Annotated in this window: 30 protein-coding genes and 1 riboswitch; of the genes, 9 read left to right on the top strand and 21 right to left on the bottom strand. The window is 41.5% G+C overall.

Annotation, left to right across the window (positions count from 1 at the left end; all coding sequences use genetic code 11):
* The first annotated feature begins 19 nt into the window (after nt 1-19).
* The 6 genes from gatC (at nt 20) to nusB (ending at nt 4751) form a co-directional block, all read left to right on the top strand.
* Nucleotides 20-322 (top strand): Asp-tRNA(Asn)/Glu-tRNA(Gln) amidotransferase subunit GatC, encoded by a 303-nt coding sequence (gene gatC / locus FJR73_RS08235; protein WP_000705419.1) that lies wholly within the window; start codon nt 20-22, stop codon nt 320-322.
* Entirely contained in the window at nt 322-1788 is a 1467-nt protein-coding gene (gene gatA, locus FJR73_RS08230) for an Asp-tRNA(Asn)/Glu-tRNA(Gln) amidotransferase subunit GatA (RefSeq protein WP_140834398.1), read from the top strand. The genes gatC and gatA overlap by 1 nt, the downstream gene beginning before the upstream one ends.
* A complete protein-coding gene (gene gatB, locus FJR73_RS08225) occupies nt 1788-3230 on the top strand; it encodes an Asp-tRNA(Asn)/Glu-tRNA(Gln) amidotransferase subunit GatB (protein ID WP_140834396.1) in 1443 nt (480 codons plus the stop codon). Before gatA ends, gatB begins: the two co-directional genes overlap by 1 nt.
* Nucleotides 3231-3361: 131 nt before the next feature.
* Nucleotides 3362-3922 carry an elongation factor P gene (efp, locus tag FJR73_RS08220; protein WP_000568643.1) on the top strand — a complete coding sequence of 187 codons (561 nt, stop codon included), beginning with the start codon at nt 3362-3364 and terminating at the stop codon, nt 3920-3922.
* A gap of 21 nt (nt 3923-3943) precedes the next feature.
* Nucleotides 3944-4333, top strand: coding sequence for an Asp23/Gls24 family envelope stress response protein (locus FJR73_RS08215; RefSeq protein WP_000536307.1), 390 nt, complete (start codon nt 3944-3946; stop codon nt 4331-4333).
* On the top strand, nt 4326-4751 hold the full coding sequence (gene nusB / locus FJR73_RS08210; protein ID WP_140834395.1) for a transcription antitermination factor NusB: 426 nt from the start codon (nt 4326-4328) through the stop codon (nt 4749-4751). The genes FJR73_RS08215 and nusB overlap by 8 nt, the downstream gene beginning before the upstream one ends.
* Before the next feature lie 264 nt (nt 4752-5015).
* Here the strand turns inward: nusB and FJR73_RS08205 are convergent, their stop codons facing one another.
* The 13 genes from FJR73_RS08205 to FJR73_RS08145 all read right to left on the bottom strand — a co-directional run bounded on the left by FJR73_RS08205 (nt 5016) and on the right by FJR73_RS08145 (nt 15574).
* Nucleotides 5016-5783: an acetyl-CoA carboxylase carboxyl transferase subunit alpha gene (locus FJR73_RS08205; protein WP_140834394.1), complete on the bottom strand. Its 768-nt coding sequence runs from the start codon at nt 5781-5783 to the stop codon at nt 5016-5018.
* Nucleotides 5780-6646 (bottom strand): acetyl-CoA carboxylase, carboxyltransferase subunit beta, encoded by an 867-nt coding sequence (accD, locus tag FJR73_RS08200; RefSeq protein WP_140834393.1) that lies wholly within the window; start codon nt 6644-6646, stop codon nt 5780-5782. Before accD ends, FJR73_RS08205 begins: the two co-directional genes overlap by 4 nt.
* A gap of 36 nt (nt 6647-6682) precedes the next feature.
* Entirely contained in the window at nt 6683-8050 is a 1368-nt protein-coding gene (accC, locus tag FJR73_RS08195) for an acetyl-CoA carboxylase biotin carboxylase subunit (RefSeq protein ID WP_140834392.1), read from the bottom strand.
* Between the two features lie 11 nt (nt 8051-8061).
* Nucleotides 8062-8484, bottom strand: a complete 423-nt coding sequence (gene fabZ, locus FJR73_RS08190) for a 3-hydroxyacyl-ACP dehydratase FabZ (RefSeq protein WP_000565512.1) — start codon at nt 8482-8484, stop codon at nt 8062-8064.
* Nucleotides 8481-8966: an acetyl-CoA carboxylase biotin carboxyl carrier protein gene (gene accB, locus FJR73_RS08185; protein ID WP_140834391.1), complete on the bottom strand. Its 486-nt coding sequence runs from the start codon at nt 8964-8966 to the stop codon at nt 8481-8483. The genes fabZ and accB overlap by 4 nt, the downstream gene beginning before the upstream one ends.
* Nucleotides 8967-8968: 2 nt before the next feature.
* Nucleotides 8969-10204 (bottom strand): beta-ketoacyl-ACP synthase II, encoded by a 1236-nt coding sequence (fabF, locus tag FJR73_RS08180; RefSeq protein WP_140834390.1) that lies wholly within the window; start codon nt 10202-10204, stop codon nt 8969-8971.
* Nucleotides 10205-10225: 21 nt separating this feature from the next.
* Complete coding sequence (gene fabG / locus FJR73_RS08175) at nt 10226-10957, bottom strand: 3-oxoacyl-[acyl-carrier-protein] reductase (RefSeq protein WP_140834389.1); 732 nt, start codon at nt 10955-10957, stop codon at nt 10226-10228.
* Between the two features lie 43 nt (nt 10958-11000).
* Nucleotides 11001-11921: an ACP S-malonyltransferase gene (gene fabD, locus FJR73_RS08170; RefSeq protein ID WP_140834388.1), complete on the bottom strand. Its 921-nt coding sequence runs from the start codon at nt 11919-11921 to the stop codon at nt 11001-11003.
* Nucleotides 11914-12888 carry an enoyl-[acyl-carrier-protein] reductase FabK gene (gene fabK, locus FJR73_RS08165; protein WP_140834387.1) on the bottom strand — a complete coding sequence of 325 codons (975 nt, stop codon included), beginning with the start codon at nt 12886-12888 and terminating at the stop codon, nt 11914-11916. Before fabK ends, fabD begins: the two co-directional genes overlap by 8 nt.
* A gap of 117 nt (nt 12889-13005) precedes the next feature.
* A complete protein-coding gene (locus tag FJR73_RS08160; RefSeq protein ID WP_140834386.1) occupies nt 13006-13230 on the bottom strand; it encodes an acyl carrier protein in 225 nt (74 codons plus the stop codon).
* A 58-nt stretch (nt 13231-13288) separates the two neighbouring features.
* Nucleotides 13289-14263 carry a beta-ketoacyl-ACP synthase III gene (locus FJR73_RS08155; protein WP_140834385.1) on the bottom strand — a complete coding sequence of 325 codons (975 nt, stop codon included), beginning with the start codon at nt 14261-14263 and terminating at the stop codon, nt 13289-13291.
* On the bottom strand, nt 14263-14697 hold the full coding sequence (locus tag FJR73_RS08150) for a MarR family winged helix-turn-helix transcriptional regulator (RefSeq protein ID WP_140834384.1): 435 nt from the start codon (nt 14695-14697) through the stop codon (nt 14263-14265). Before FJR73_RS08150 ends, FJR73_RS08155 begins: the two co-directional genes overlap by 1 nt.
* A 91-nt stretch (nt 14698-14788) precedes the next feature.
* Complete coding sequence (locus FJR73_RS08145; RefSeq protein ID WP_140834382.1) at nt 14789-15574, bottom strand: enoyl-CoA hydratase; 786 nt, start codon at nt 15572-15574, stop codon at nt 14789-14791.
* Between the two features lie 209 nt (nt 15575-15783).
* Between FJR73_RS08145 and FJR73_RS08140 the strand changes: the two genes are divergently transcribed.
* The 3 genes from FJR73_RS08140 (at nt 15784) to serS (ending at nt 19010) form a co-directional block, all read left to right on the top strand.
* Entirely contained in the window at nt 15784-17148 is a 1365-nt protein-coding gene (locus FJR73_RS08140; RefSeq protein WP_140834380.1) for an aspartate kinase, read from the top strand.
* A gap of 2 nt (nt 17149-17150) precedes the next feature.
* On the top strand, nt 17151-17522 hold the full coding sequence (locus FJR73_RS08135) for a DUF956 family protein (protein ID WP_140834379.1): 372 nt from the start codon (nt 17151-17153) through the stop codon (nt 17520-17522).
* 213 nt (nt 17523-17735) lie between these two features.
* The gene (serS, locus tag FJR73_RS08130) at nt 17736-19010 is read left to right on the top strand and encodes a serine--tRNA ligase (protein WP_140834377.1); all 1275 of its coding nucleotides are present in this window, start codon (nt 17736-17738) and stop codon (nt 19008-19010) included.
* A 24-nt stretch (nt 19011-19034) separates the two neighbouring features.
* On the opposite strand, the gene FJR73_RS08125 is transcribed toward serS, so the two are convergent.
* From FJR73_RS08125 to FJR73_RS08090, 8 genes are all read right to left on the bottom strand, one after another.
* Entirely contained in the window at nt 19035-19934 is a 900-nt protein-coding gene (locus FJR73_RS08125) for a TDT family transporter (RefSeq protein WP_140834375.1), read from the bottom strand.
* Between the two features lie 108 nt (nt 19935-20042).
* Complete coding sequence (locus FJR73_RS08120; protein ID WP_140834406.1) at nt 20043-20591, bottom strand: carboxymuconolactone decarboxylase family protein; 549 nt, start codon at nt 20589-20591, stop codon at nt 20043-20045.
* 131 nt (nt 20592-20722) lie between these two features.
* On the bottom strand, nt 20723-22045 hold the full coding sequence (locus FJR73_RS08115; RefSeq protein ID WP_140834373.1) for a sodium:alanine symporter family protein: 1323 nt from the start codon (nt 22043-22045) through the stop codon (nt 20723-20725).
* A gap of 90 nt (nt 22046-22135) precedes the next feature.
* A riboswitch (glycine riboswitch) is annotated at nt 22136-22224 on the bottom strand.
* A gap of 202 nt (nt 22225-22426) precedes the next feature.
* Complete coding sequence (locus FJR73_RS08110) at nt 22427-23986, bottom strand: DUF6287 domain-containing protein (protein ID WP_140834371.1); 1560 nt, start codon at nt 23984-23986, stop codon at nt 22427-22429.
* A gap of 61 nt (nt 23987-24047) precedes the next feature.
* Nucleotides 24048-24962, bottom strand: coding sequence for an N-acetylmuramoyl-L-alanine amidase family protein (locus FJR73_RS08105; RefSeq protein ID WP_140834369.1), 915 nt, complete (start codon nt 24960-24962; stop codon nt 24048-24050).
* A 162-nt stretch (nt 24963-25124) separates the two neighbouring features.
* Nucleotides 25125-25547, bottom strand: a complete 423-nt coding sequence (locus tag FJR73_RS08100) for an MFS transporter (RefSeq protein WP_140834367.1) — start codon at nt 25545-25547, stop codon at nt 25125-25127.
* Complete coding sequence (locus FJR73_RS08095; RefSeq protein WP_140834365.1) at nt 25548-26576, bottom strand: hypothetical protein; 1029 nt, start codon at nt 26574-26576, stop codon at nt 25548-25550.
* A complete protein-coding gene (locus FJR73_RS08090; protein WP_140834363.1) occupies nt 26576-26986 on the bottom strand; it encodes a hypothetical protein in 411 nt (136 codons plus the stop codon). The genes FJR73_RS08095 and FJR73_RS08090 overlap by 1 nt, the downstream gene beginning before the upstream one ends.

Below are 26986 nucleotides of genomic sequence, written 5' to 3'. Positions count from 1 at the left end.
TTTCACGAAAGGATGCAAGATGAAAATTACGCAAGAAGAGGTAACACACGTTGCCAATCTTTCAAAATTAAGATTCTCTGAAGAAGAAACTGCTGCCTTTGCGACGACCTTGTCTAAGATTGTTGACATGGTTGAATTGCTGGGCGAAGTTGACACAACTGGTGTCGCACCTACTACGACCATGGCTGATCGCAAGACTGTGCTCCGCCCTGATGTGGCCGAAGAAGGAACAGACCGTGATCGCTTATTTAAAAACGTACCTGAAAAAGACAACTACTATATCAAGGTACCAGCTATCCTAGACGATGGAGGAGATGCCTAATGACTTTTAACAATAAAACCATTGAAGACTTGCATAATCTCCTTGTCTCTAAGGAAATTTCTGCAACTGAATTGACCCAAGCTACGCTTGAAGATATCAAGTCTCGCGAGACAGCTATTAACGCTTTTGTTACCATCGCTAAGGAGCAAGCACTTGCTCAAGCTAAAGCCATTGATGAAGCTGGAATTGATGCTGATAATGTCCTTTCAGGAATTCCACTTGCAGTTAAGGATAATATCTCTACAGACGGTATTCTCACAACTGCTGCCTCAAAAATGCTCTACAACTACGAGCCTATCTTTGATGCGACAGCTGTGTCAAATGCTAAATCAAAAGGCATGATTATCATTGGAAAGACCAACATGGACGAATTTGCCATGGGTGGTTCAGGTGAAACTTCACACTATGGTGCCACTAAAAATGCTTGGGACCAAAGCAAGGTTCCCGGTGGTTCATCAAGTGGTTCTGCCGCAGCCGTAGCCTCAGGTCAAGTCCGCTTGTCACTTGGTTCTGATACTGGTGGTTCTATCCGCCAACCTGCCGCCTTCAACGGGATTGTTGGTCTCAAACCAACCTACGGAACAATTTCACGTTTCGGTCTCATTGCCTTCGGTAGTTCGCTAGACCAGATTGGACCTTTTGCTCCTACTGTTAAGGAAAACGCCCTCTTACTCAACGCTATTGCTAGCGAAGATGCTAAAGATTCCACTTCTGCTCCTGTCCGCATTGCCGACTTTACTTCAAAAATCGGTCAAGACATCAAGGGCATGAAAATCGCTTTGCCTAAGGAATACCTTGGTGAAGGGATTGACCCAGAGGTTAAGGAAACTATTCTAAATGCTGCTAAGCACTTTGAAAAACTTGGCGCTATCGTCGAAGAAGTCAGCCTTCCTCACTCTAAATACGGTGTGGCAGTTTACTACATCATCGCTTCATCTGAAGCTTCATCAAACTTGCAACGTTTTGACGGTATCCGTTACGGCTACCGCGCAGAAGATGCGACTAATCTTGATGAAATCTATGTAAACAGCCGTAGCCAAGGTTTCGGTGAAGAGGTAAAACGTCGTATCATGCTAGGTACTTTCAGCCTTTCATCAGGTTACTATGATGCTTACTACAAAAAGGCTGGTCAAGTTCGTACACTCATCATTCAAGATTTCGAAAAAGTCTTTGCGGATTACGACTTGATTTTGGGCCCAACTGCACCAAGCGTTGCCTATGACTTGGATTCTCTCAACCACGACCCAGTTGCCATGTACTTGGCTGACCTTTTGACCATCCCAGTCAACTTGGCTGGTCTCCCAGGAATTTCGATTCCTGCTGGATTCTCTCAAGGTCTACCTGTCGGTCTACAATTGATTGGTCCTAAGTATTCTGAGGAAACCATTTACCAAGCTGCTGCTGCTTTTGAAGCAACAACAGACTACCATAAACAACAACCCGTGATTTTTGGAGGTGACAATTAATGAACTTTGAAACAGTCATTGGACTTGAAGTCCACGTAGAGCTCAACACCAATTCAAAAATCTTCTCACCTACTTCTGCCCACTTTGGAAATGAGCAAAATGCCAACACTAACGTGATTGACTGGTCTTTCCCAGGAGTTCTGCCAGTTCTCAATAAAGGTGTTGTTGATGCCGGTATCAAGGCTGCTCTTGCCCTCAATATGGACATCCATAAAAAGATGCACTTTGACCGCAAGAACTACTTCTATCCTGATAATCCCAAAGCCTACCAAATTTCCCAATTTGATGAGCCAATTGGTTACAATGGATGGATTGAAGTTGAGCTAGAAGACGGTACGACCAAGAAAATCGGTATCGAACGCGCCCACCTAGAGGAAGATGCTGGTAAAAACACCCACGGTACAGACGGCTACTCTTATGTAGACCTCAACCGCCAAGGGGTGCCATTGATCGAGATTGTATCTGAAGCTGACATGCGTTCGCCAGAAGAAGCCTACGCTTATCTGACAGCCCTCAAGGAAGTCATCCAGTACGCTGGTATTTCTGACATCAAGATGGAAGAAGGTTCTATGCGTGTGGATGCTAACATCTCCCTTCGTCCTTATGGTCAAGAAAAATTCGGTACCAAGACTGAGTTGAAGAACTTGAATTCCTTCTCAAATGTCCGCAAAGGTCTTGAATACGAAGTCCAACGTCAGGCTGAAATCCTTCGTTCAGGTGGTCAAATTCGCCAAGAAACACGCCGTTACGATGAAGCCAACAAGACAACTATCCTCATGCGTGTTAAGGAAGGCGCTGCTGACTACCGCTACTTCCCAGAACCTGACCTACCTATCTTTGAAATTTCAGATGAGTGGATCGAAGAAATGCGTACAGAGTTGCCAGAGTTTCCAAAAGAACGCCGTGCGCGTTATGTATCTGACCTTGGCTTGTCAGACTATGATGCTAGTCAGTTAACTGCGAACAAAGTCACTTCTGATTTCTTTGAAAAAGCTGTTGCTCTCGGTGGCGATGCTAAACAAGTCTCTAACTGGCTCCAAGGTGAGGTTGCTCAGTTCTTGAACGCTGAAGGCAAGACACTGGAACAAATCGAATTGACACCAGAAAACTTGGTTGAAATGATTGCCATCATCGAAGACGGTACGATCTCTTCTAAGATTGCTAAGAAAGTCTTTGTCCACCTGGCGAAAAATGGCGGTGGAGCGCGTGAATACGTGGAAAAAGCAGGCATGGTCCAAATCTCAGATCCAGCTGTCTTGATTCCAATTATCCACCAAGTCTTTGCGGATAACGAAGCCGCAGTTGCCGACTTCAAGTCAGGTAAACGTAACGCAGACAAGGCCTTCACAGGCTTCCTGATGAAAGCAACCAAAGGCCAAGCCAACCCACAAGTTGCCCTTAAACTACTTGCCCAAGAATTGGCAAAGTTGAAAGAAGATTAATATGTAAAAGAAACCAGCCCTGAGGTTGGTTTTTTTCGCTCCTACCAAATCCCAATAACTATTTTGGCTTTATTTCCAGAAGATTTTATGGTAAAATGAAGAGTAATAATATTTATTAAAGAGGTAAAAACATGATTGAAGCAAGCAAATTGAAAGCTGGTATGACATTTGAAACTGCAGACGGAAAATTGATCCGCGTTTTGGAAGCTAGCCACCATAAACCAGGTAAAGGGAACACTATCATGCGTATGAAATTACGTGATGTCCGTACTGGTTCTACTTTTGATACAAGCTACCGTCCAGAAGAAAAATTCGAACAAGCTATTATCGAAACTGTTCCAGCTCAATACTTGTACAAAATGGATGAAACTGCCTACTTCATGAACACTGAAACTTACGACCAATACGAAATCCCAGTCGTAAACGTTGAAAATGAACTGCTTTACATCCTTGAAAACTCTGATGTGAAAATCCAATTCTACGGAACTGAAGTAATCGGTGTAACTGTACCAACTACTGTTGAATTGACAGTTGCTGAAACACAACCATCTATCAAAGGTGCTACTGTTACAGGTTCTGGTAAACCAGCAACTATGGAAACTGGACTTGTTGTCAACGTTCCAGACTTCATCGAAGCTGGACAAAAATTGATCATCAACACTGCAGAAGGAACTTACGTTTCTCGTGCCTAATCTCTAGAAAGAGGTCATTCTATGGGAACTGAAGAACAATTTGGCGAAATCGTTATCGCTCCACGTGTACTTGAAAAAATCATTGCCATCGCAACTGCTAAAGTTGATGGTGTCCACTCATTTTCAAATAAATCCGTATCTGATACCTTATCAAAACTCTCTCTTGGTCGTGGCGTCTACTTAAAAGAAAGCAACGAAGAACTAACTGCTGACATCTACCTCTATCTTGAGTACGGTGTGAAAGTGCCAAAAGTAGCTCTTGCTATTCAAAAAGCGGTCAAAGATGCTGTCCATGATATGGCTGATGTAGAACTTTCTGCTGTCAATATCCATGTTACAGGAATCGTTCCAGATAAAACACCAAAACCTGAGTTGAAAGATCTATTTAACGAGGACTTCCTCAATGACTAGTCCATTATTAGAATCTAGACGCGAACTTCGTAAATGCGCTTTTCAAGCTCTTATGAGTCTTGAATTCGGTACAGATGTGGAAACAGCTTGTCACTTTGCCTACACACATGACCGTGAAGATGCAGATGTGCAAATCCCAGCCTTTCTTCTAAACTTGGTTTCTGGTATCCAAGCTCAAAAAGAAGAATTAGATAACCAAATCAACCAGCATCTCAAGTCAGGCTGGACAGTTGAACGCTTGACCTTGGTCGAAAAAAACTTACTACGCTTGGGAATCTTTGAAATCACATCATTTGATACACCTCAGCTGGTAGCAGTCAATGAATCTATTGAACTTGCCAAGAATTTTTCAGATCAAAAATCAGCCCGCTTTATCAACGGACTGCTTAGTCAATTTGTAACTGAAGAAAATAAATAATCAAAAAAGTGTTTGGTCTTCCAAGCACCTTTTGACTTTCTCTTGATATAGAGTAAGAAGCACATAAAAACTAGAACTGACTTCCAGTTCTAGTTTTTGCGTATTCTAAAGAATTATACTCAATGAAAATCAAAGAGCAAACTAGGAAGCTAGCCATAGGCTGCTCAAAACACGGTTTTGAGGTTATGGATAGAACTGACGAAGTCAGTAACATATATACGACTAGGCGAAGCTGACGTGGTTTGAAGAGATTTTCGAAGAGTATTAGTATTTTCTAAATCGTTGATATCGTTCTTCCAACAACTCTTCTAGAGGTTTTTGTGAAAGCATGGCTAGCTCGTCTTGTAGTTCTTTTTTGACACTTTTAATCAGTTCTTTGCTAGAAAGTCCTGCTTCAGAAATCACCTTATCCACCACGTCCATTTCTAACAGTTCATGTGAGGTGATTTTCATCAGTTCTGCTGCTTCCATGGCACGAGTGCCGTCCTTCCATAGAATGGAAGCAAAGCCTTCTGGACTGAGAATGGCATAGATGGAATTTTCCAGCATCCAGACACGGTCTGCGACTGCCAGAGCCAGAGCTCCACCTGAACCACCTTCACCGATAATGATGGCGATAATCGGAACTTTCAGGTCACTCATTTCCATGAGATTGCGAGCAATAGCTTCCCCTTGTCCACGTTCTTCCGCGCCGACACCAGGATAGGCACCTGCAGTATTGATAAAGGTCACAACTGGACGGCCAAATTTTTCAGCCTGTTTCATCAAACGTAAGGCCTTGCGGTAACCTTCTGGATGCGGTTGCCCAAAATTCCGTTTGAGGTTGTCTTGTAAGCTCTTGCCTTTTTGGATACCAACTACTGTTACAGCTTGGTCTCCAAGCCAGCCGATACCACCAACAACTGCACCATCGTCACGAAAAGAACGGTCACCGTGTAATTGGATAAAGTCATCAAAAATGCCTGTCGCAAAATCCAAGGTTGTCAAGCGACTCTGCTCACGCGCTTCTCTGACTATTTTTGCAATATTCATCTAGGACTCCCTCCGTGCAATCTGACTAGACTAGCAATCATATCTGACAAGTCCCTTCTTTTAACAATAGCATCCACAAATCCATGCTCCAATAGGAATTCTGCCTTTTGGAAATCCTCCGGCAAGCTTTCACGAACCGTATTTTCAATCACACGACGCCCAGCAAAACCGACCAAGCTCTGTGGTTCTGCTAGAATAATATCCCCTTCCATAGCGAAAGAAGCTGTTACACCACCTGTCGTTGGATCTGTCAAAATGGTCAGGTAAAAGAGACCAGCATTTGAATGGCGCTTAACTGCTGCAGAGATTTTAGCCATTTGCATGAGACTCATGATTCCTTCCTGCATACGGGCTCCACCAGAGGCTGTAAAGAGGACAACTGGCAACTTTTCAACCGTCGCATACTCAAACAAGCGAGTGATTTTCTCCCCTACAACCGTACCCATAGAAGCCATGATAAAGTTGGAATCCATAATCCCAAGAGCCACAGTCTGACCTTTAATAAGAGCAGTTCCTGTCACAACAGCTTCATCCAGACCAGTTTTTTCACGCATAGCTGCTAGTTTCTTTTGATAATCAGGGAAATGCAAGGGATCCTTGCTTTCAATCCCTGTAAACAATTCCTTGAAGGTTCCCATATCAATCGTCAAAGCCAAGCGTTCTTGGGTAGAAATACGAAAGGTATAGCTACAATGTGGACAGATACGCTCACTTCCCAGATCCTTCTGATAGATGGTATGCTTGCAGCCTGGACACTGGGAGAATAATTCATCTGGAACCTCTGGCTTGGCTTGAGGCTTTTCCCTAACCGAACGATTGGGATTGATTCGAATATACTTATCTTTTTTACTAAATAGAGCCATTGATTCCCCTTTTCGGTTTAAACTCTTGAAGTCATTTTATTCTTTTTCTTGATATTTGGGTAAGAAAGTTTCCATCAAGAAGGAAGTATCGTAATCTCCAGCAATGACATTGCGATCTGAAATGAGGTCAAGCTGGAAATCTGCATTGGTCTGCACCCCCTCTATCTCTAGTTCGTAGAGGGCACGTTGCATTTTCATCAAGGCATCAAAACGATTTTCACCGTGAACGATGATTTTAGCAATCATACTATCATAATAGGGGGGAATGGTATAGCCTGGATAAACTGCTGAATCCACGCGCAAGCCAACACCTCCGCTTGGAAGATAGAGATTGGTAATCTTACCTGGACTTGGAGCAAAGTTGAAGGCTGGATTTTCAGCATTGATACGACATTCAATAGCATGACCTCGTAGAACAATATCTTCTTGCTTAACAGACAGAGGTTGACCTGCTGCAATGCGAATCTGTTCCTTAACGATATCAACACCTGAAACAAATTCTGTTACTGGATGTTCTACTTGTACACGAGTATTCATCTCCATAAAGTAGAATTTGCCACTGGCTTCATCAAGAAGAAACTCAATGGTCCCTGCATTCTCATAGCCAACAGACTCTGCCGCTCGAACAGCAGCAGCACCGATTTCATGGCGCAGCGTTTTTCCGATTGCAATCGAAGGACTTTCTTCTAAAACCTTTTGATTATTCCGTTGAAGAGAACAATCCCGTTCACCCAAGTGAATCACATGTCCATGCTCATCTCCTAGAATTTGAACCTCGATGTGACGAGCTGGATAGATAACCCGTTCTATGTACATGGCACCATTGCCATAATTTGCCTTTGCTTCGCTAGAGGCTGTTTCAAAGGCTGAAACAAGGTCTTCTGGTTTTTCAACCTTACGAATCCCTTTACCACCACCACCGGCTGAAGCCTTGAGCATAACAGGATAGCCAATTTTTTCAGCAACAATCAAAGCTTCTTCCGAGTTATGCACTTCTCCATCTGAACCTGGTATGACAGGCACGCCTGCTTTGATCATCTGAGCGCGCGCATTGATCTTATCCCCCATCATATCCATAACATGGCCAGATGGACCGATAAACTTGATTCCCACCTCTTCACACATGGTCGCAAATTTGGAATTTTCACTGAGAAATCCAAAACCTGGGTGGATGGCTTCTGCCTCAGTCAAAACTGCAGCTGATAGAACCGCATTAATATTGAGATAAGACTCTGTCGCCTTACCAGGGCCAATACAAACTGCTTCATCTGCCAAAAGCGTATGAAGAGCTTCCTTATCAGCAGTTGAATAAACCGCCACCGTCGCAATGCCCAATTCACGCGCCGCACGGATAATACGAACCGCAATTTCACCACGATTGGCAATTAAAATTTTTCGAAACATGGAGAACCTCCTTAGTTCCCTATTGCAAAGGTAAGAGTACCACTAGCTGCAAGCTTGCCATCCACTTCAGCCTTTGCTTCAACAACGGCAATGCTACCGCGACGTTTTACAAACGTTGCCGTCATAACTAATTGGTCACCTGGTACAACTTGCTTCTTAAATTTAACCTTGTCCATACCAGCGTAAAAGACTAGTTTACCTTTATTTTCAGGTTTTGATAACTCCAAGACACCAGCTGTTTGCGCCAAGGCTTCCATAATCAGAACACCTGGCATAACTGGATATTGAGGAAAATGGCCGTTAAAGAAAGGTTCATTGATGGTCACATTTTTGATAGCAACAATGGTATCCTCGCTCACTTCCAAGACACGGTCCACTAGGAGCATAGGATAACGGTGGGGAAGAGCTTCTTTGATTCCTTGAATATCGATCATTTGATACGTACCAATCCTTTACCAAACTCAACCATTTCTTCGTTAGAAACGAGAATTTCCGTTACCACACCATCCTTAGGAGCTGGGATTTCATTCATAACTTTCATGGCTTCGATAATTACCAATGTTTGACCTTTTTTAACACTATCACCAACTGTTACAAAGGCAGGTTTATCTGGACCAGCAGCCAAGTAAGCCACTCCAACAAGTGGGCTCTCTACAACATCTCCCTCAGCAGCCACACTTGTTTCTGCTGGAGCTGGAACTTCTTCTGCTACAGTCTCTGCTGGAGTAGATGTAGGAGCTACTGGACTTGGTGTTCCTAGAACAGGTGCTGGAGCGACTTGAGGTGCAACTTCAGATACAAGTCTCGCTTCATTCTTGCTAAACTGCAATTCATCCGTCCCATTCTTATAAGAAAACTCTCTCAAACTTGACTGGTCAAATTGGGCCATCAAGTCTTTAATATCGTTTAAATTCATACTTATTTATTCTCCCAACGTTTGAAAGCAAGAACTGCATTGTGGCCACCAAAACCAAAAGTATTTGAAATAGCGTATGGAATTTCTTGCTCCAAGCCTTGTCCATAAACGACATTGGCTTCGATATAATCTGATACTTCACTTGTTCCAGCTGTCATTGGTACAAAGTTATGACGCATGGCTTCAATTGTGACGATAGCTTCTACTGCACCTGCAGCCCCCAGCAAATGTCCTGTGAAAGACTTAGTTGATGATACAGGTACTTCCTTACCAAGAACAGCTACGATCGCTCCACTTTCTCCTTTTTCATTAGCAGGAGTTGAGGTTCCGTGAGCATTGACATAGGCTACTTGCTCTGGAGAAATCTCAGATTCTTCCAAAGCTAGTTTGATGGCCTTGATAGCTCCCTGACCTTCTGGATGTGGTGAAGTCATGTGGTAGGCATCACAAGTATTTCCGTAACCAACCACTTCAGCAAGGATAGTAGCGCCACGTTTTTCAGCGTGTTCAAGGCTTTCAAGAACCAACATCCCCGAACCTTCACCCATGACAAACCCATTACGATCCTTATCAAATGGAATAGAAGCACGAGTTGGATCCTCTGTAGTAGAGAGAGCTGTTAGGGCTTGGAAACCAGCAATAGCAAAAGGTGTGATAGAGGCTTCTGAACCACCTACCAATATAACATCTTGGAAACCAAACTTAATCGAGCGGAAAGCATCCCCAATCGCATCATTTGAGGAAGCGCAGGCAGTATTGATGGATTTACAAACACCGTTTGCTCCAAAACGCATAGCAACATTTCCTGAAGCCATATTTGGCAAAGCTTTTGGAAGGGTCAATGGTTTCACACGTTTTGGTCCTTTGTCATTTAGGCGAATCACTTGATCTTCAATTTCTTTGATTCCACCAATACCAGAGGCCACGATAACACCAAAACGATCTTTATCAAGAGCCTCTACATCCAAATTGGCATGATTGACAGCTTCTTGGGCTGCGTACAAGGCATATAAAGAATAGTTATCAAAACGATTGGTATCTTTCTTAACAAAGTATTTATCAAAAGGAAAATCTTGGATTTCTGCTGCATTATGCACATCAAAGTCACTATGATCGAATTTTGTTATTTGACCAATTCCGATTTTTCCAGTTGTCAAACTATTCCAAAATTCTTCTGGTGTATTTCCGATTGGAGATGTTACCCCATAACCTGTTACTACTACGCGATTTAGTTTCATCTTTTTCACCTCTAGCTTCTGCTACATACTTAAGCCACCATCAATGGCAACTACTTGACCAGTTAGATAATCTTGGCCTGCTAAAAATACTGTCAAATCTGCAACCTGCTCTGCCTGTCCAAATTCTTTCATAGGAATTTGCGCCAGCATGGCATCTTTTACCTTTTCTGATAGAACAGCTGTCATATCGGACTCAATCATTCCAGGTGCAATAGCATTAACCCTGATATTGCGATTGGCTACTTCACGCGCCACAGACTTGGTAAAACCAATTAAACCAGCCTTAGAAGCTGCATAGTTAGCTTGACCAATATTTCCCATCAAACCAACAACACTAGACATATTAATGATAGCACCTTCTCTGGCTTTCATCATCGGTTTCAAGACTGATTGTGTCATGTTAAAGGCACCAGTCAGATTTACTTTAAGCACTTTTTCAAAATCTGCTTCTGTCATTTTGAGCATCAGGGTATCTTGGGTAATTCCTGCATTGTTAACCAAAACATCTACTGAACCCAGCTCTGCAATAGCTTGCTCAACCATACGCTTAGCGTCTGCAAAATCCGACACATCCCCTGAAATGGGAACTACCTTGACACCATAGTTTGAAAACTCGGCTAGCAAGTCCTCTGAGATTGTCCCACGGCTGTTTAAGGCAATGTTGGCTCCTGCTTGAGCAAACTTGTGGGCAATGGCAAGACCAATTCCACGACTCGAACCTGTAATAAAGATATTTTTATTTTTTAGTTGCATTCTTTTCTCCTGTTTTCTATCGCATTTATGGGAGAAGGGATTACTAGTTTCCTAGAAGAGCTTCCAAGCTAGTCTGATCTTCAACATTGGCTAGTTTAGCGGTCTTATCAATTTTTTTGACAAAGCCTGACAAGACTTTCCCCGGGCCAATCTCGATAAAGTTGGTTACGCCTGCTTCTTGCATGACTGCAATACTTTCATAAAAACGAACTGGTTCCTTGACCTGACGCGTCAAGAGTCGAGCGATGTCTTCTTTTTTCATAACTGCAGCTTCTGTATTGCCGACTAGGGGACAGGTGAAATCTGAAAAACTTGCTTGAGCTAGAGTTTCAGCTAGTTTCTGACTAGCAGGCTCAAGGAGAGCGGTATGAAAAGGCCCTGAAACCTTGAGAGGAATCAAGCGTTTAGCACCTGCTTCTTGCAAGAGTTCAACAGCTCGGTCAACTGCAGCCCCTTCTCCACCAATCACGATTTGTGCAGGTGTATTATAGTTGGCTGGGGTAACCACTCCAAGTTCAGAAGCTTTTCGACAGGCTTCCTCAATAATCTCTACTGGCGTATTGAGAACTGCTACCATCTTGCCAGAGCCAGCAGGAGCCGCTTCTTCCATATAGGCTCCACGCTTAGCAACCAAGGCTACCGCATCTTCAAAATCCAAGGCGCCGCTAGCCACCAAGGCAGAGTATTCTCCAAGGGACAAACCAGCAACCATGTCTGGCTGATAGCCCTTTTCTTGCAATAAACGATAGATAGCAACTGAAGTTGCTAAAATAGCTGGTTGCGTATAGCGGGTCTGATTAAGTTTTTCTTCTTCCGTATCAATGAGATAACGCAAATCGTAACCAAGTACCTGACTAGCTTGATCAATCGTTTCTTTGAAAATAGGATAGTAATCATATAAATCACGACCCATACCTAGATACTGGGCACCTTGACCAGCAAATAAAAAGGCTGTTTTAGTCATTTCTTACAACTCCTACCCAACGAGAGGCTTCTTCTTGAATTTTCTTAGCTGCTCCGTAATACAAATCTTTTAAAATTTCTTCAGCGGTTTCTTCTTTGGAAACAAGGCCTGCAATTTGACCTGCCATAACAGATCCACCATCCACATCTCCGTGAACAACCGCTTTAGCTAGAGCACCCGCTCCCATTTGTTCAAAGATTTCCAAATCAGGATTTTCTTGTTTAAAGGCATCTTTCTCAGCTTTTTCAAAATCACGAGTCAATTGGTTTTTAATCGCACGAACAGCATGTCCAAAGTGTTGAGCTGAAATCGTAGTATCAATATCTCTAGCTTTTAAAATCTTGGCCTTATAATTTGGATGGGCATTAGACTCTTTTGCAACGACAAAACGCGTTCCAACCTGAACAGCCTCTGCACCTAGCATAAAGCCAGCCGCAGCACCTTCACCATCTGCAATCCCTCCTGCAGCAATAACAGGAATAGATACAGCTGCCGCTACTTGACGCACCAAGGTCATGGTTGTTAATTTACCGATATGCCCCCCAGCTTCCATTCCTTCTGCAATAACAGCGTCCGCACCGATTTTTTCCATGCGTTTAGCTAGGGCAACACTTGGTACAACAGGAATAACTGTAATCCCTGCTTCATGGAAGCGTTCCATGTATTTGCCAGGATTTCCTGCGCCTGTTGTCACTACCTTAACCCCTTCCTCGATAACGAGATCTACAATATCTTCCACAAAGGGAGACAAGAGCATGATGTTGACACCAAAGGGTTTATCAGTCAATGATTTGATCTTATCAATATTAGCCTTGACAATTTCTTTAGGGGCATTTCCCCCGCCGATAATACCTAGTCCTCCAGCCTTGGAAACAGCCCCTGCCAAATCACCATCAGCAACCCAAGCCATTCCTCCTTGGAAAATAGGATAATCAATGTTCAATAATTCTGTAATACGCGTTTTCATAGTCCCTCCATCGTTTCTTGCTTACGTAATAGTTCGATATCGTCATAATTTGACAATCAAACTATTGCCTAAACAAGAGGGAGCGGGTTTCCCTACTCCTTCTATCTCATATTCTGCTTATTTTGTTTGCTCTTCAACGTAGGAAACCAAGTCACCAACTGTTTTCAAGTCATCTTCTGCTTCGATTTGGATATCAAAAGCATCTTCAATTTCTGAGATTACTTGGAACAAGTCCAATGAATCTGCATCCAAATCATCAAAAGTTGATTCAAGTGTTACTTCTGATGCGTCTTTTCCAAGTTCTTCAACGATAATTTCTTGTACTTTTTCAAATACTGCCATGATAGGACTCCTTTAAAATAAATAGTTTTTTATAACAATGTGTTCACCACATGATTACCTAAATTGTAAGAATGAGCGTGCCCCAGGTCAAGCCTCCACCGAAGCCTGATAGCAGAACAGTCTGGCTACCATCTAAATGGATAAGACCTTGTTCTACACACTCTGAAAGTAAAATCGGGATACTGGCTGCACTGGTATTGCCATATTCCATCATATTGGCTGGAAGTTTGTCTCGGTCGATACCGATTTTCCTAGCCATCTTATCCAAAATACGGTCATTAGCCTGATGAAGTAGCAGATAATCCAAGTCTGTCGCCTCTATAGGAGATTCATCAATAGTCTGTTTGATAGACTTGGCTACATCTCGAATGGCAAAATCAAAGACCGCGCGCCCATCCATCTTCAAAAATGAATCTGCATTTTCTTGATCTGAAAATGGAGAATGCAAGCCTGAATGTCCATAGGTCAGACACTCGCTTCGTGAACCATCGCTATTGAGACTCTCTGCTAAGAAATGCTGTTGATCGCTAGCTTCTAGCAAAACACCACCAGCACCATCTCCAAACAAAACAGCTGTTGATCGGTCCGACCAATCGACTGCTTTAGAGAGGGTTTCACTGCCAATCACCAAGCCTTTTTGAAAGCGACCAGAAGCGATAAACTTTTCAGCAGTTGAAAGAGCAAATACAAATCCACTACAAGCAGCTGTTAAGTCAAAAGCAAAGGCCTTATTAGCTCCAATATTGGCTTGGACACGAGCAGCTGTAGAGGGCATCATCGAATCTGGAGTAATGGTAGCTAGGATGATGAAATCCAACTCCTCCCCTGTGATTCCAGCTTTTGCCATCAGTTTCTTAGCAACCTCTGTAGCCAAATCACTAGTAGATTCTGTTCTTGAAATATGCCTTTGTCGTATTCCCGTCCGACTTGAAATCCACTCATCATTGGTATTCATAATCTGGGCCAAATCATGATTTGTAACCACTTGCTCTGGCACATAATGAGCAACCTGGCTTATTTTTGCAAAAGCCATTATTTCAAATCCTCCAAAAATTGATAAAGTTTCGTCAAACCTTTGCCCATAACCTCAGTTTCTTCCTTGCTCATACCGTCGATAATATTTTCGACCATGGCCTTGTGGAAGCGTTTATGTAGTCTATGAACCAAGCGACCCTTCTTTGTCAAATGTAGATGCACCACACGACGATCCTGCTCTGAGCGAATGCGTTCAATGTACCCCTTACGTTCGAGATTATTTAAACTCGTCGTAACAGTCCCAAGAGTCACCATCAACTCTTTTGACACTTGACTTGGTGTCACTTCTGGGAATTTTCCAATTACATCGATTGTATGGACTTCTTTGATGGAGATATCCTTGAAACGACTACCCCTCAAGCTAACTTCGTCGATGACGAGGACATTGTTAAATATAGATGTTAAATATTCATTAATTCGTTGGTAGTCCAATCTCTTTTCCCTCCTTTTCAAAAAACTTTCACAATCAAAACATTTGACAAAAAAATTATATCAAACTTCAAAGAACAGTGCAAGTATTTTCTTATTTTCCAGTAAATTTCGGTCTTCTTCTCTCCGAATGGGCCCGAACTCCCTCTTTAAAATCCTCTGTTTGGGCCAAGGATTCCTGCAGTTTCAATTCTAAAGCAGCATAATCTTGCCAATCTTTAAATTGGCTCTCCCAAACCAACTTCTTGATAGCTGCATAAGAATTAGCTGAGCCACGTCTTAATTTTTTAAGAAGCTGTTCTCTCGTCTTTTCAAGTTTATCAGCTTCAGAAATGCGGTAAACTAGCCCCCACTCCAGAGCTTTATCTGCGGTCAAAGCCTCACCTGTCATGGCTAATTGAGCAGCACGCGTCACACCGATACTGCGGCTCAAGAGATAAATCCCACCTGCATCTGGAGCCAAACCAACCCCAACAAAGGCTTGGATAAACTTAGCCTTATCCGTTGCAAGACAGAAATCCGCAGCAACAGCCATATTCGCTGCGGCACCTGCAACAGCCCCGTCAACTTCCATCAAAACAGGCTTTGCAATTTGCTTGATTTTATAAGAAATAGCATTGACTAGTTCTGCAATTTTCGTCAATGATGGAATATCATCCTCATCTACTGCACGCTTCATCTCTACTAAATCTCCCCCAACTGAGAAAACTTTGCCATTCGCATTGATTAAGATAAAATGCACAGTTGGATCCTCTTCTGCCAGAGTCAAGGCTTCTAAGATCTCCTCACACATGGGAATATGGAAACCATTAGCGACCTCAGGACGATTCAAGGTAATGATTGCCAAGTCCTCTTCAAGCTGATAAATAATGTGTTCCATCAGGACTCCTTTTTATTTCGTAAGCCGTTTAAATTATTTTATTATCAAAGTATATCTTTTTTAGGAGCAGAAAGCAAGAAAAAATCGGCTGAAAGTGTCTCAGCCGATTAAGAAGACTCGCTTTATCATAGAAAGCATCTCATTTTCTTCATTGAAAAAAGGTTTTCTTTCTGCTATAATCGTATAAAATACTTACTTTAGGAGTTCTTATGAAAGTTGTTAAATTTGGAGGTAGCTCCCTTGCCTCTGCTAGTCAATTAGAAAAAGTTTTGAACATCGTCAAAAGCGATAAAGAGCGTCGTTTTGTAGTTGTTTCTGCACCTGGTAAACGCAATACTGAAGATACGAAGGTTACGGATGCCTTGATTAAATACTACCGCGACTATGTTGCTGGTAACGATATTAGCAAAAGTCAGAACTGGATTATCGATCGCTATGCCGCTATGGTTAGTGAATTAGGACTGAAACCAGCTGTTCTAGAAAAAATTTCAAAAAGCATTCGTGCCTTGGCAAGTCTTCCTATCGAAGAAAACGAATTTCTCTACGATACTTTCCTAGCAGCGGGTGAAAACAACAATGCCAAATTGATTGCTGCCTATTTTAACCAAAACGGTATCGATGCACGCTATGTTCATCCTAGAGAAGCTGGGATTGTGGTCACAAGTGAACCGGGCAACGCTCGCATCGTGCCATCAAGTTATGACAAGATTGAAGAATTGACAAATGCAAATGAAGTCCTTGTCATTCCTGGTTTCTTTGGAGTTACCAAGGAAAATCAAATCTGTACCTTCTCACGTGGAGGCTCTGATATTACAGGTTCTATCATTGCTGCAGGGGTTAAAGCTGATCTCTATGAAAACTTTACGGATGTTGATGGTATCTTTGCAGCTCACCCAGGAATTATCCACCAACCACACTCTATTCCTGAGCTAACCTACCGTGAAATGCGCGAGTTGGCCTATGCAGGATTCTCAGTTCTTCATGACGAGGCACTTCTTCCTGCCTACCGTGGAAAAATTCCTCTGGTTATCAAGAATACCAACAATCCTGACCATCCAGGTACCCGTATCGTTCTAAAACACAGTAGTGATGAATTTCCAGTAGTGGGAATTGCCGGTGATTCTGACTTTGTCAGCATCAACATGTCGAAATACCTCATGAACCGTGAGGTTGGATTCGGACGCAAGGTTCTACAAATCCTTGAAGATCTTAACATCGGTTGGGAACATATGCCAACAGGTATCGACGATCTTTCAATCATCCTCCGTTCTCGCGAACTAACTCCTATCAAGGAAGAAGAAATCCTTCGTCAGTTGGTTCAAAAGGCTGAAGTAGACCATGCAGAAATCGAGCACGACCTTTCAATCATTATGATTGTTGGTGAAAAGATGAAGAGTCATATCGGAGTAACTGCTACTGCGACACGTGCTCTATCTGAAAATAAGATCAACATCCAGATGATGTCTCAAGGTTCTAGTGAAGTATCTATTATGTTTGTTGTCCATAAGGACCAAGAGAAAGCAGCTATTAAAGCCCTTTACAATGCCTTTTTCGGTGAAAGTAAGGAAGACTAGTCATGGCCCAATCTCTTAACAAAACAGTGCTCCTCAATACAACAGGAACTTCCTATCTCTCTATAGCTGGGAAAGTTGGGAAATTCCTTGTCGGAGATCAGGCTCTGGAATTTTACCCAGATGTCAATGTCGAACAATTTATCCAGATTCCTTGGAGCCATATCAACCAGATTGGAGCCAATGTCACTGGGCGGAAAATCAGTCGCCACTTCGAAGTCTTTACAGACAAAGGAAAATTCCTCTTTGCTTCAAAAGACTCAGGTGCTATTCTCAAAATTGCTCGCGAAAAACTGGGAAATGACAGGGTCGTCAAACTTCCTACCCTGATTCAGACCATTAGTCAAAAATTTAAAAATCTATTTGCAAAAAAGTAGAAACTTTAGTATAATCATAGCAACGGATAAGTAGGTTATCTTCTTCTTTCAGAAAGTCTGCGGGTGCTGCGAGCAGATAGGAGGGATAGGTGAAATTCTACCGTTAGTAACAATTACATACACAATCAAGTGCACACCTGTGAAGTTGGATGGAACCGTGGCCCTGCCACTCCAACGCTTTGTCAGGTGTGCTTTTTTCATAAAGGAGTTCTTATGTTAGATATCAAACGTATTCGTACAGATTTTGATGCTGTCGCAGAAAAATTAGCTACACGTGGTGTAGAGGCTGCTATCTTGAATGAGATGAAAGAAATCGATGCTAAACGTCGTGATATTTTGGTCAAGGTTGAAACTCTCAAAGCAGAACGCAACACAGTTTCTGCTGAGATTGCCCAAGCCAAACGCAACAAGGAAAATGCAGATGACAAGATTGCTGCCATGCAAAATCTATCTGCTGAAGTCAAAGCTTTGGATGCTGAATTGGCAGAAATCGATGCTAAATTGACAGAATTTACCACTACTCTTCCAAACATCCCAGCTGACAGCGTTCCTGTTGGGGTTGACGAAGACGACAATGTGGAAGTTCGCCGTTGGGGTACTCCACGCGAGTTTGACTTCGAGCCAAAAGCCCACTGGGATCTTGGTGAAGACCTTGGTATCCTTGACTGGGAACGCGGTGGTAAGGTAACAGGAGCTCGCTTCCTCTTCTATAAAGGCCTCGGTGCTCGTTTGGAACGTGCTCTCTACAACTTTATGTTGGATGAGCATGGCAAGGAAGGCTATACTGAAGTCATCACACCATACATGGTTAACCACGACTCTATGTTTGGTACTGGTCAATATCCAAAATTCAAGGAAGATACTTTTGAACTCAGCGACAGCAATTATGTCCTTATCCCTACAGCTGAAGTTCCTCTGACAAACTACTACCGTGATGAAATTCTGGACGGTAAAGACCTACCAATCTACTTTACTGCTATGAGTCCATCATTCCGTTCTGAGGCTGGTTCTGCTGGTCGTGATACTCGTGGCTTGATTCGTTTGCACCAATTCCACAAGGTTGAAATGGTCAAATTTGCCAAGCCAGAAGAATCTTACGAAGAATTGGAAAAAATGACAGCCAACGCTGAAAATATCCTTCAAAAGCTCAATCTTCCATACCGTGTCGTTGCGCTCTCTACTGGAGATATGGGCTTCTCAGCCGCTAAGACTTACGACTTGGAAGTTTGGATTCCAGCGCAAAACAATTACCGTGAAATCTCAAGCTGTTCAAACACAGAAGATTTCCAAGCCCGTCGTGCCCAAATCCGTTACCGTGATGAAGCTGATGGCAAGGTGAAATTGCTCCATACCTTGAACGGTTCTGGACTTGCAGTTGGACGTACAGTGGCTGCAATTCTTGAAAACTACCAAAATGAAGATGGTTCTGTGACCATCCCAGAAGCACTTCGTCCATACATGGGTGGAGCTGAAGTTATCAAACCATAAAAAATAAGGTTTAGCTATTTCTAGCTAGACCTTTTTTCGTAACCAAATCAGATAAGCGCCTAATACAAAGAGTAAAATAATTAAGCAAATAGCGGTTTCAACCAGTACCAAATAATCCAAAAATGGAAGTTTCAAGATTCCCTGAGCCATCTTAAGCGAAGTAGCTGTGATAATGGTCGGGAAGGTGAGGGCTGAGAAGGCTGGTTGAAAGCCTTGTTTTAAAATATTGGGCAGGCGAGTCAAAACAAAGAAAAAGAAGGATTGAGAAGCCAAAATCATGACAATCAAGAGCCAAGTCGGTAGGCTGGCTCCTCCAACTCGAACCAGAGAAGCCAAGAGTAGAGAGAAGGGAGCACAGTAGATTCCTTCTTGCCCAAGCAAGGCTAGTGGGAGCGGATGTTTCTTTAAATCGCTATAAATAAGTGGATAGAGATAGAAGGTTAGGAGAAAACCAAAACTCAAGGTCGCATAGGCAATTTCGATGATACCTACCAGAGGATAGGTCAAGGCAGCCACTGCTATCCCCACATAGAGAACCGTCCAGCTTGGAGTCGCACTGACTCTCTTACCTGGACAGGCAAACTTGATGGTGAAAACAGCAATCAAGGTCAAATCCAAGAGAAATGAAAACCACCAGAGCCCTTGCGCTACCAAAGGAAGATGAGGGAAGACGCGAAAGACATAGGTCGATAAAATCATCCCAGCCATGGGGAAGGTGGCCATTCCTGACAAAAGAGGAGGCTTGGTCAATTCTTGCCTGGTTTCCTTCCAATTAAAGAGATGTAGAATTAGAAAATAAATCCACAAAATCAAACCTGTCAGACTAAAAAGATGGGACAGAACCGGCAACGTATCTAAAACGAGATTCCCAGCTCCTGCTAAACCTAGCAAACAACCAGAAAATACTAAGGGGAGTTTCTTCATCCTAACCTCCAATAATCATGTTAGTTTCAGTATAGCATAAAAGCGCTTAAATGAGGGGATAAAAAATGAAGTCCGATTATTTCAGACTTCATTTTACTCAGATATGAATTAAGCATAAGGTTGCAATTCTGGGTTAATTGGTGTACTGGCTAGATTGTTGGCATAGTTGCAGAGGCTTGCTAGGCTGACACCAAGAACCACATCCAAGGCATTTTGTTGGCTATAACCAGCTTCTAGAAACTCAGCCAAGGCTTCATCTCCTACACGACCCTTGGTATTGATAACTGCCAAGGTAAACTTAGCTAGGGTGTCCAATTTAGGATCTGTTTCAATTGGAGTACGATTGCGAAGGGCTTGAAGAAGGTCATCGTTCATCTGGATTTGTTTGATTGAAAAAGCTGTGTGACCTGCGACACAGAAGGCACAACCATTGGTCACGGCAGCCGTGATTTGCACTACTTCGCGCTCAACAGGCGTCAAGCTGTTGCGACGGTTGATAGCTCCGACAGTACGGTAAGCCTCTAAAGCAGTCGGTGCATTAGCCAAGAGACCGATTAGGTTAGGAATATAGCCATTATTATCTTTTTCTACTGTTTCAAGAACTTCTTTCACTTCTGCTGGTGCTGATTCGACTGTATGAATTGTAAATGTTGTCATCATAAAACCTCTTTTCATGTTGTTGAAATCTAGTCTATCACAGATTCTATACCTTGTATAATATATATTTTAAATTACACTGATAGAAATTTTTTATGAAAGCAAAAAATCACACGCAATGTGTGATTTCATTATTTATTAAAATACTTTTTAGTTTCAGCAATAACGACCGGCGACAAGACTAAGAGGGCAATCAAGTTTGGCAGAGCCATCAAAGCGTTGACGATATCTGCGATAATCCAAACCATATCCAACTCGATAAATCCTCCCAACAAGACCATGAACACAAAGACCACACGGTAGAGCCAGATAAAGCGAACCCCAAAGAGAAACTCAAAACAGCGTTCCCCGTAATAGTTCCAACCTAAAATCGTTGTAAAGGCAAAGAGCACAAGGAAGATGGTCAAGAGGGCAGGCCCAAAGTGTGAAAAGACTGTTGAAAAGGCTGACTGAGTCAAGGCAACTCCATTCAAATCACCACTCCAAACACCAGTCACCAAGATGGTTAAACCAGTCAAGGTACAGATAATGAGGGTATCAATAAAGGTTCCTGTCATGGAAATCAATCCTTGCTCTACCGGTTCATTTGTCTTAGCAGCTGCAGCTGCAATGGGAGCTGAACCCAGACCAGATTCGTTTGAGAACACACCACGCGCAACACCATTTTGGATAGCCATCCGAATGCTAGCACCAGCAAATCCACCCACCGCAGCAACAGGACTAAATGCTGATGTCAAGATTAAAGCGATTGTGGCAGGGATTTTCCCGATATTAAAGAAAATAACTGTAAGAGTTCCCAAAATATAAATAATAGCCATAAAAGGAACAACAGTAGTTGAAACCTTTGAAATGGACTTGAGTCCACCAAAGACAGCAATCGCTACAAATACAGACAACACAAGAGCAGTGATGGCTGGCGAAATAGCCGTTGTATTTTGGATAGATTCTGTAATCGAGTTGACTTGTGTGAAGGTCCCGATTCCCAATAAAGCTACTAGCACACCTGCCAGGGCAAAGAAGATAGCAAGTGGACGCCACTTTTCTCCCATCCCTAGAAGAATATAGTGCATGGGACCTCCCGCTACTGCACCATGGTCGTCCTTAGTACGGTATTTGATAGCTAACAGTCCCTCCGCATACTTAGTAGCCATTCCAAAGAAAGCAGCCATCCACATCCAAAAGAGAGCTCCTGGGCCACCGACCTTGATAGCCGTCGCCACCCCGATAATATTTCCCGTACCAACTGTCGCTGCTAGGGCTGTACACAAGGCCGCAAAGCTGGATACATCTCCATGCCCCTTATCCTTGGTAAAAATAAGCTGGAAGGCCTTGGGCAGACGCAAAATCTGCAAGAGGCCTAGACGGGCAGTTAGGTAAATCCCTGTCCCGACCAATAAAATCAAGAGGGGTGGGCCCCAAGCAAAAGCATCAATTGATTTAAGCAATTCTAACATTTCCTTCTCCTATCTTTTCAACCCCAAAAGAAAGAGCACATGCAAGATACATGTACTCTGGAATGCTTAGATAAATGCCAAAAAGCGGTCTATCCTAGCTCTGTCCTTTTACCTGAGAGTTTGAGCAGTTGCCTGCCTTGCCCCTTCGGTGCCTTTACGGTCTCTCCAGAGTTCCGTCCATTTACAGTCATGGAAAATCAAACGATTTACCACTTCTATTAAACTTCATTCGGTGTTGGTATTTAATTGATTCTCATTTTACAAAAAATGTTGGCTTTTGTCAATGTGTTTTAGAAAATTCTTATTTGACTCTGTAGAAAAAGATTGAGCATTCCCATGTGCATGAGGTGCTATTAGTTATTAAATCAATCTGTTTCACTCTTATTCCACACGATATAAGAATTGTTCTGGTTTATTATGTACTGGAAATGAAGCACGATAGAGAATTCTATCTTTACTAATATCCGAAGCGTCTGATATTAATCCATCCATTGATGTCTCGTCTGGTATTCTAACTCCTGCTGGTATGAATTGAATAAAGACTCCAAAAGCTGGACCTGAATAGCGAGCTCGTAGAAAATCATTTACTATTTCTGATTCTGCAAGGTCAACTTTAAACTGTTCTGGAGCCACTAGCCCATCCTTACTAAAAACTAAATCTTCTCCACCATTACCTTTACTCCATCTTCCCTCAATGCTAGAAAAATCCCCATTTTTTATGGAGTTAATATCCATTTTGCTAGAAACAGTTTTGCTAGTTGAAGATGATGTTGTAGCAAATTTTTCTGTTACAGATTTCCAAGTAAGATTAGATAGATTCATTCGAGTACCAGGACTAACTTCATCCTCTGTCTTGGCTTCTTTAACCTTCTCTAGTTTGTCTCCACCACTATTCAACTTCCAAATAGTATGAATGGTTTGTGGATCTCCTGCGAACGGATTCCACTGGGTATAAAGCTTCCCATCTTCTAGGAGATAGGCTTTGAATCGAGTTCCAAGCATCTGCATTTTATTTTCAGAATTGGTGAGGCGAATAACTTTCTGATCTTTGAGTGTGAAAATATCTAAAATCTCACTACCATTTTTCGAAGATACAATCAATTCATCAATGCCATTTTTATCCATATCAACCATTGCATAGGTAAAGGCTTGACTGCGTTCTGCCATCCCTGCATAGACATTAGCAGTTAGATTGATATTATCCTTAACCTCTGACTTATGGTCTAGAAGAAACTCATAATCCTTCAAAATGCTATTATAAGGACTATAATCAACGGTTGGTTTAGTTTCTTCCGTACCCTTATCTGCACTTGCCCCTCCAGGAATTTTATCAGAAACTGACTTCCAACTTAGGGTTTCTAGAGAAATGGGCGAACCGACACCAAGATCTGCTAGCTCTTGAGCTTCCTTGGCCTTCACCAAGGACTGGCCGTCCTCACTAAATTGATAGTGGGCATAGATGTGACTCGTTGCTGTACCAGCTCCACGATAGAGCAGAGAATTGTCTGGCAGGATACCGACTGTCATTCTCTCACCAATCTGGTCTAAACGATTTTCTTGATTGATCAGACGAATCACTTTTTCATCTTTCAAAGTGCGGATATCAAGCAAACTCTTCCCACCACCCTTCATTTCAAGAGCAAGCAAGAGTTCATCCACTCCGTCATTATTCAAATCCGTCTTGTGATAAACCACATCTGTATAAAAGCCTTGAGAAGACTTTACTTGACTAGCTAGGGGATTGACATCTATATCAGTCGACGAGGTGCCTTTCACTACTTTTTCGTAGTCATCCAGAACCTTGTTGTATTGGTTGTAATCTATCTCTGGACTTGCTACTTTCTCGGATGCTGGTTCAATAGTTTTGTTCCAAGGTAGATACTGACACCCTCCTAGAACTAGTGTTAGTGAAAGTGTTGTGGCTAATAATAACTTTTTCATATTGCTCCCTTATCTAAGAGAAAGGAATCAGCCCGTGCTAATTCCTTTCACTATTTTTATTTTATTTAACCCACTTACCTGAACTATCTACTTGGTAGCCATCTGGGGTACGTTCGTTGACTGCCATCTTACCATTTGATTTGAGATAGTAGTCACCTACCCATGTGTTACGAGCATAGCTGCCTTCTAATGTTAAATAATAGTATGAATCATAGTTTTTATCAAAAATCCACTCTTTTGTAGCCATCTTACCATTTGATTTAACATAATAATCACCAACCCAAGTACTGTAAGAATAGCTTCCCTCAGACGTTAGATAATAGTAGGCACCATAGTTCTTATCAAAAATCCACTCACTCTTAGCCATGTAACCACCTGATTTAAGGTAATAGTTTCCTACCCAAGAATTTTGGACAAAGTTACCTGAAGCATCTAGGTAGAAGTAGGAATTATAGTTTTTATCGAAAATCCACTTATTAGTAACTTTCGTACCATTTTGGTAGTAGGACGAACCTGACCATCCAGATGGAACTGTAGATTTTGGAATTGGAGTTGGATCTGGGGTTGGTTTTTTATCCGATTGTGGAATTGGAGCTGGATTTGGAGTTGGTTTTTTATCCGTCAGCTTCTTAATAGCCTCTTTAAACTCTTCTACAGTCCCCTTCCACTCTATGTAATTGGCACCAGACTTATTCTCAAGAGCTATATAGTTGCGATCAGATTCTTGGAAATAAGATAATTCTGGAGTAGTTTTTGTAGCCCCAATAATAGGAATATTAACAGTTCCCTTCCATCTATTAAATATTTCTGCATCATTCGGAAGAATAATATAATATTTTGCCGTTGGGATAAGAGTTTGTGTGTCAGCCTGCACCGTTTGCGCTGAAAAAGGTAGAACTCCTGTTGTGTCTACAAGAGAGACAAGACCAAATGTTGCAGCCGCTAGGCTGGTTACTAAAACTGTTTTTGACTTCATTATCAAAAACCTCCTTTAAATTTTTATTGTTTACACTAACAGTAATGTATGGACTCTACTATTTTTATGAAAAGAGTATCTGTATTTATACTTTATTTGATTTTTAAACTAACTTTTTTATATCAGGGAAACCATACTTAACTTTTTATCCATTTCTAATGACTAAGATACTTCAAAAGTCTCCCCGCAATTTTCACAGGTTAGGGAAGAACCAACCACACCTTCTGTTGGTGCATCACATGTTGGACAGTAGACTCGTTTAGCAGATAAACGATAATCTGTTTCTTTGCTGATCTTTTGTCCTTGACTTTGAATAACATCTTCATCACGTTTCTCATATTCTAAAACTGTTTTTAGACTCTTTTCATATTTCTTCATAGTAGGTGTCTTCATTAAAACAAAGAAAGATAAGACTAAGAAGAAAACAAAAGCAGAGAAAACAATCAAGTATATAGGCGAGACATAGTTTATAAATTTATCTGGAAAAGATGTGAAATATAAATAGAATTGAATACCCAAGTAGACATTAATCACAAATAGTATTGGATAAATTAACTTTGTAATGATTAAACGATGACGTCTCATTTAATTCTCCTCTCTAGATAGCCATGCTCCACAATGTCCACAGTCTTTCCCCTTACCCAATTCAAGAATGTTATAGCTACTACATGATGGACAAATGACCGCATAAGAATATTCTGTAATTTTATGTCTTGCAAAAATCCGATGTAAATTTTTAATTTCCTTCTGTTTCTTACGCTCCTCGTCTCGTTTTGACTCCTGATAAGTCATTACTAAGACAGTTACTAAACATACAAGATATGTAACAATAATGAGAATAAAGCTTAATAATTTATTTGATGATGCAGTTGTAAAAACACCGACTGTCAAAATAGCTGTAGGTAAGGTTGCATAATATTTTAAATTTTCAAAGGTGAAACATTCCTCAATATTTTCTGCTATAGAACTTCCACGAGGTCTGATACATAACAATAGTAGGGCAAAAATAATATAAGGAACATTAGGAACAGAATAGAGTATTATGATTAAAGACATCAAAGGTGTATAAGTCAAAACTCTCTCCTCCGTCCATTCTAGTAAACGAAAAATAAAGAGAGGAATTCCAATAAATATACCAATACTAGTAAAACTTACAATGGAAAAAAGTATTCCCGCTCCAGCCTCTATTCCAATATTTGACGTAAAAATCATATTGAAAACAAAAAATACTAATTGAAGAAAAAACCACTTTATAAATACTCCCAATACTCTCCAGGCAGTCTCAAAAAAACTTTCAACCTCTCCCTCATAGTATATGTTGTTTTCATCATCGTATAAATTATACATTCCATCAAGGGAATCCTTATATGATTCTTCTCCATTATATACATCATCTAAAGCTTTTGCTTTTATTTTGATATTTTCTAAAACTCCACAACTATAATAAACAAAGGCAGATAAAAGCAAAGAAAAAGAAGTAAATATAACTGGTGATGAACGTAAAAACCTTATAGTATCGAATCCATTAAATCCCCAAGATATGAGAATAACAAATAACATAGTACTCGTTAAGCCGATAAAGTATAAACTAAAAAATCTAAATATTTGATACATCAATAATCTCCCTTTTTAGTATTAAAAACATCCTCTGCATTTTCTGAGAAAGCTTCTGCCCGTTCTTTACGATAGTGGCTATCCGCTGCTGTTAAAGAGCCTATAATGGCCACCAAACCGATTGCTAGTACTTCAATAATCCAAAATAGAAAACTTGGTAAAATTTGTACTAGAGGCATCATGAAAACTTGCCCAATTATCCAAATAGCTGTAACTACATTGATTGGTAGCCAATCTGTAAATTGACGCTTGATAACCATTTGTAGGAAAAACACAAACTCTGCTATTACTAAAAATCCCAAGGCAACATAGTATAAAGAAATAGATAGATGCGGAATTAATAATCCTAAAATAATTGTAGTAATGATGGTCACAGCACCAGCTACATAAATCCAAATATTTTTACTCAT

The sequence above is a fragment of the Streptococcus sp. D2 genome (assembly GCF_006385825.1).
In the GTDB taxonomy this organism is placed as follows: Bacteria; Bacillota; Bacilli; order Lactobacillales; family Streptococcaceae; genus Streptococcus; species Streptococcus shenyangsis.
The sequence above is the reverse complement of the archived record's forward strand: the minus strand, read 5'-3'. Positions and strand labels throughout refer to the sequence as shown.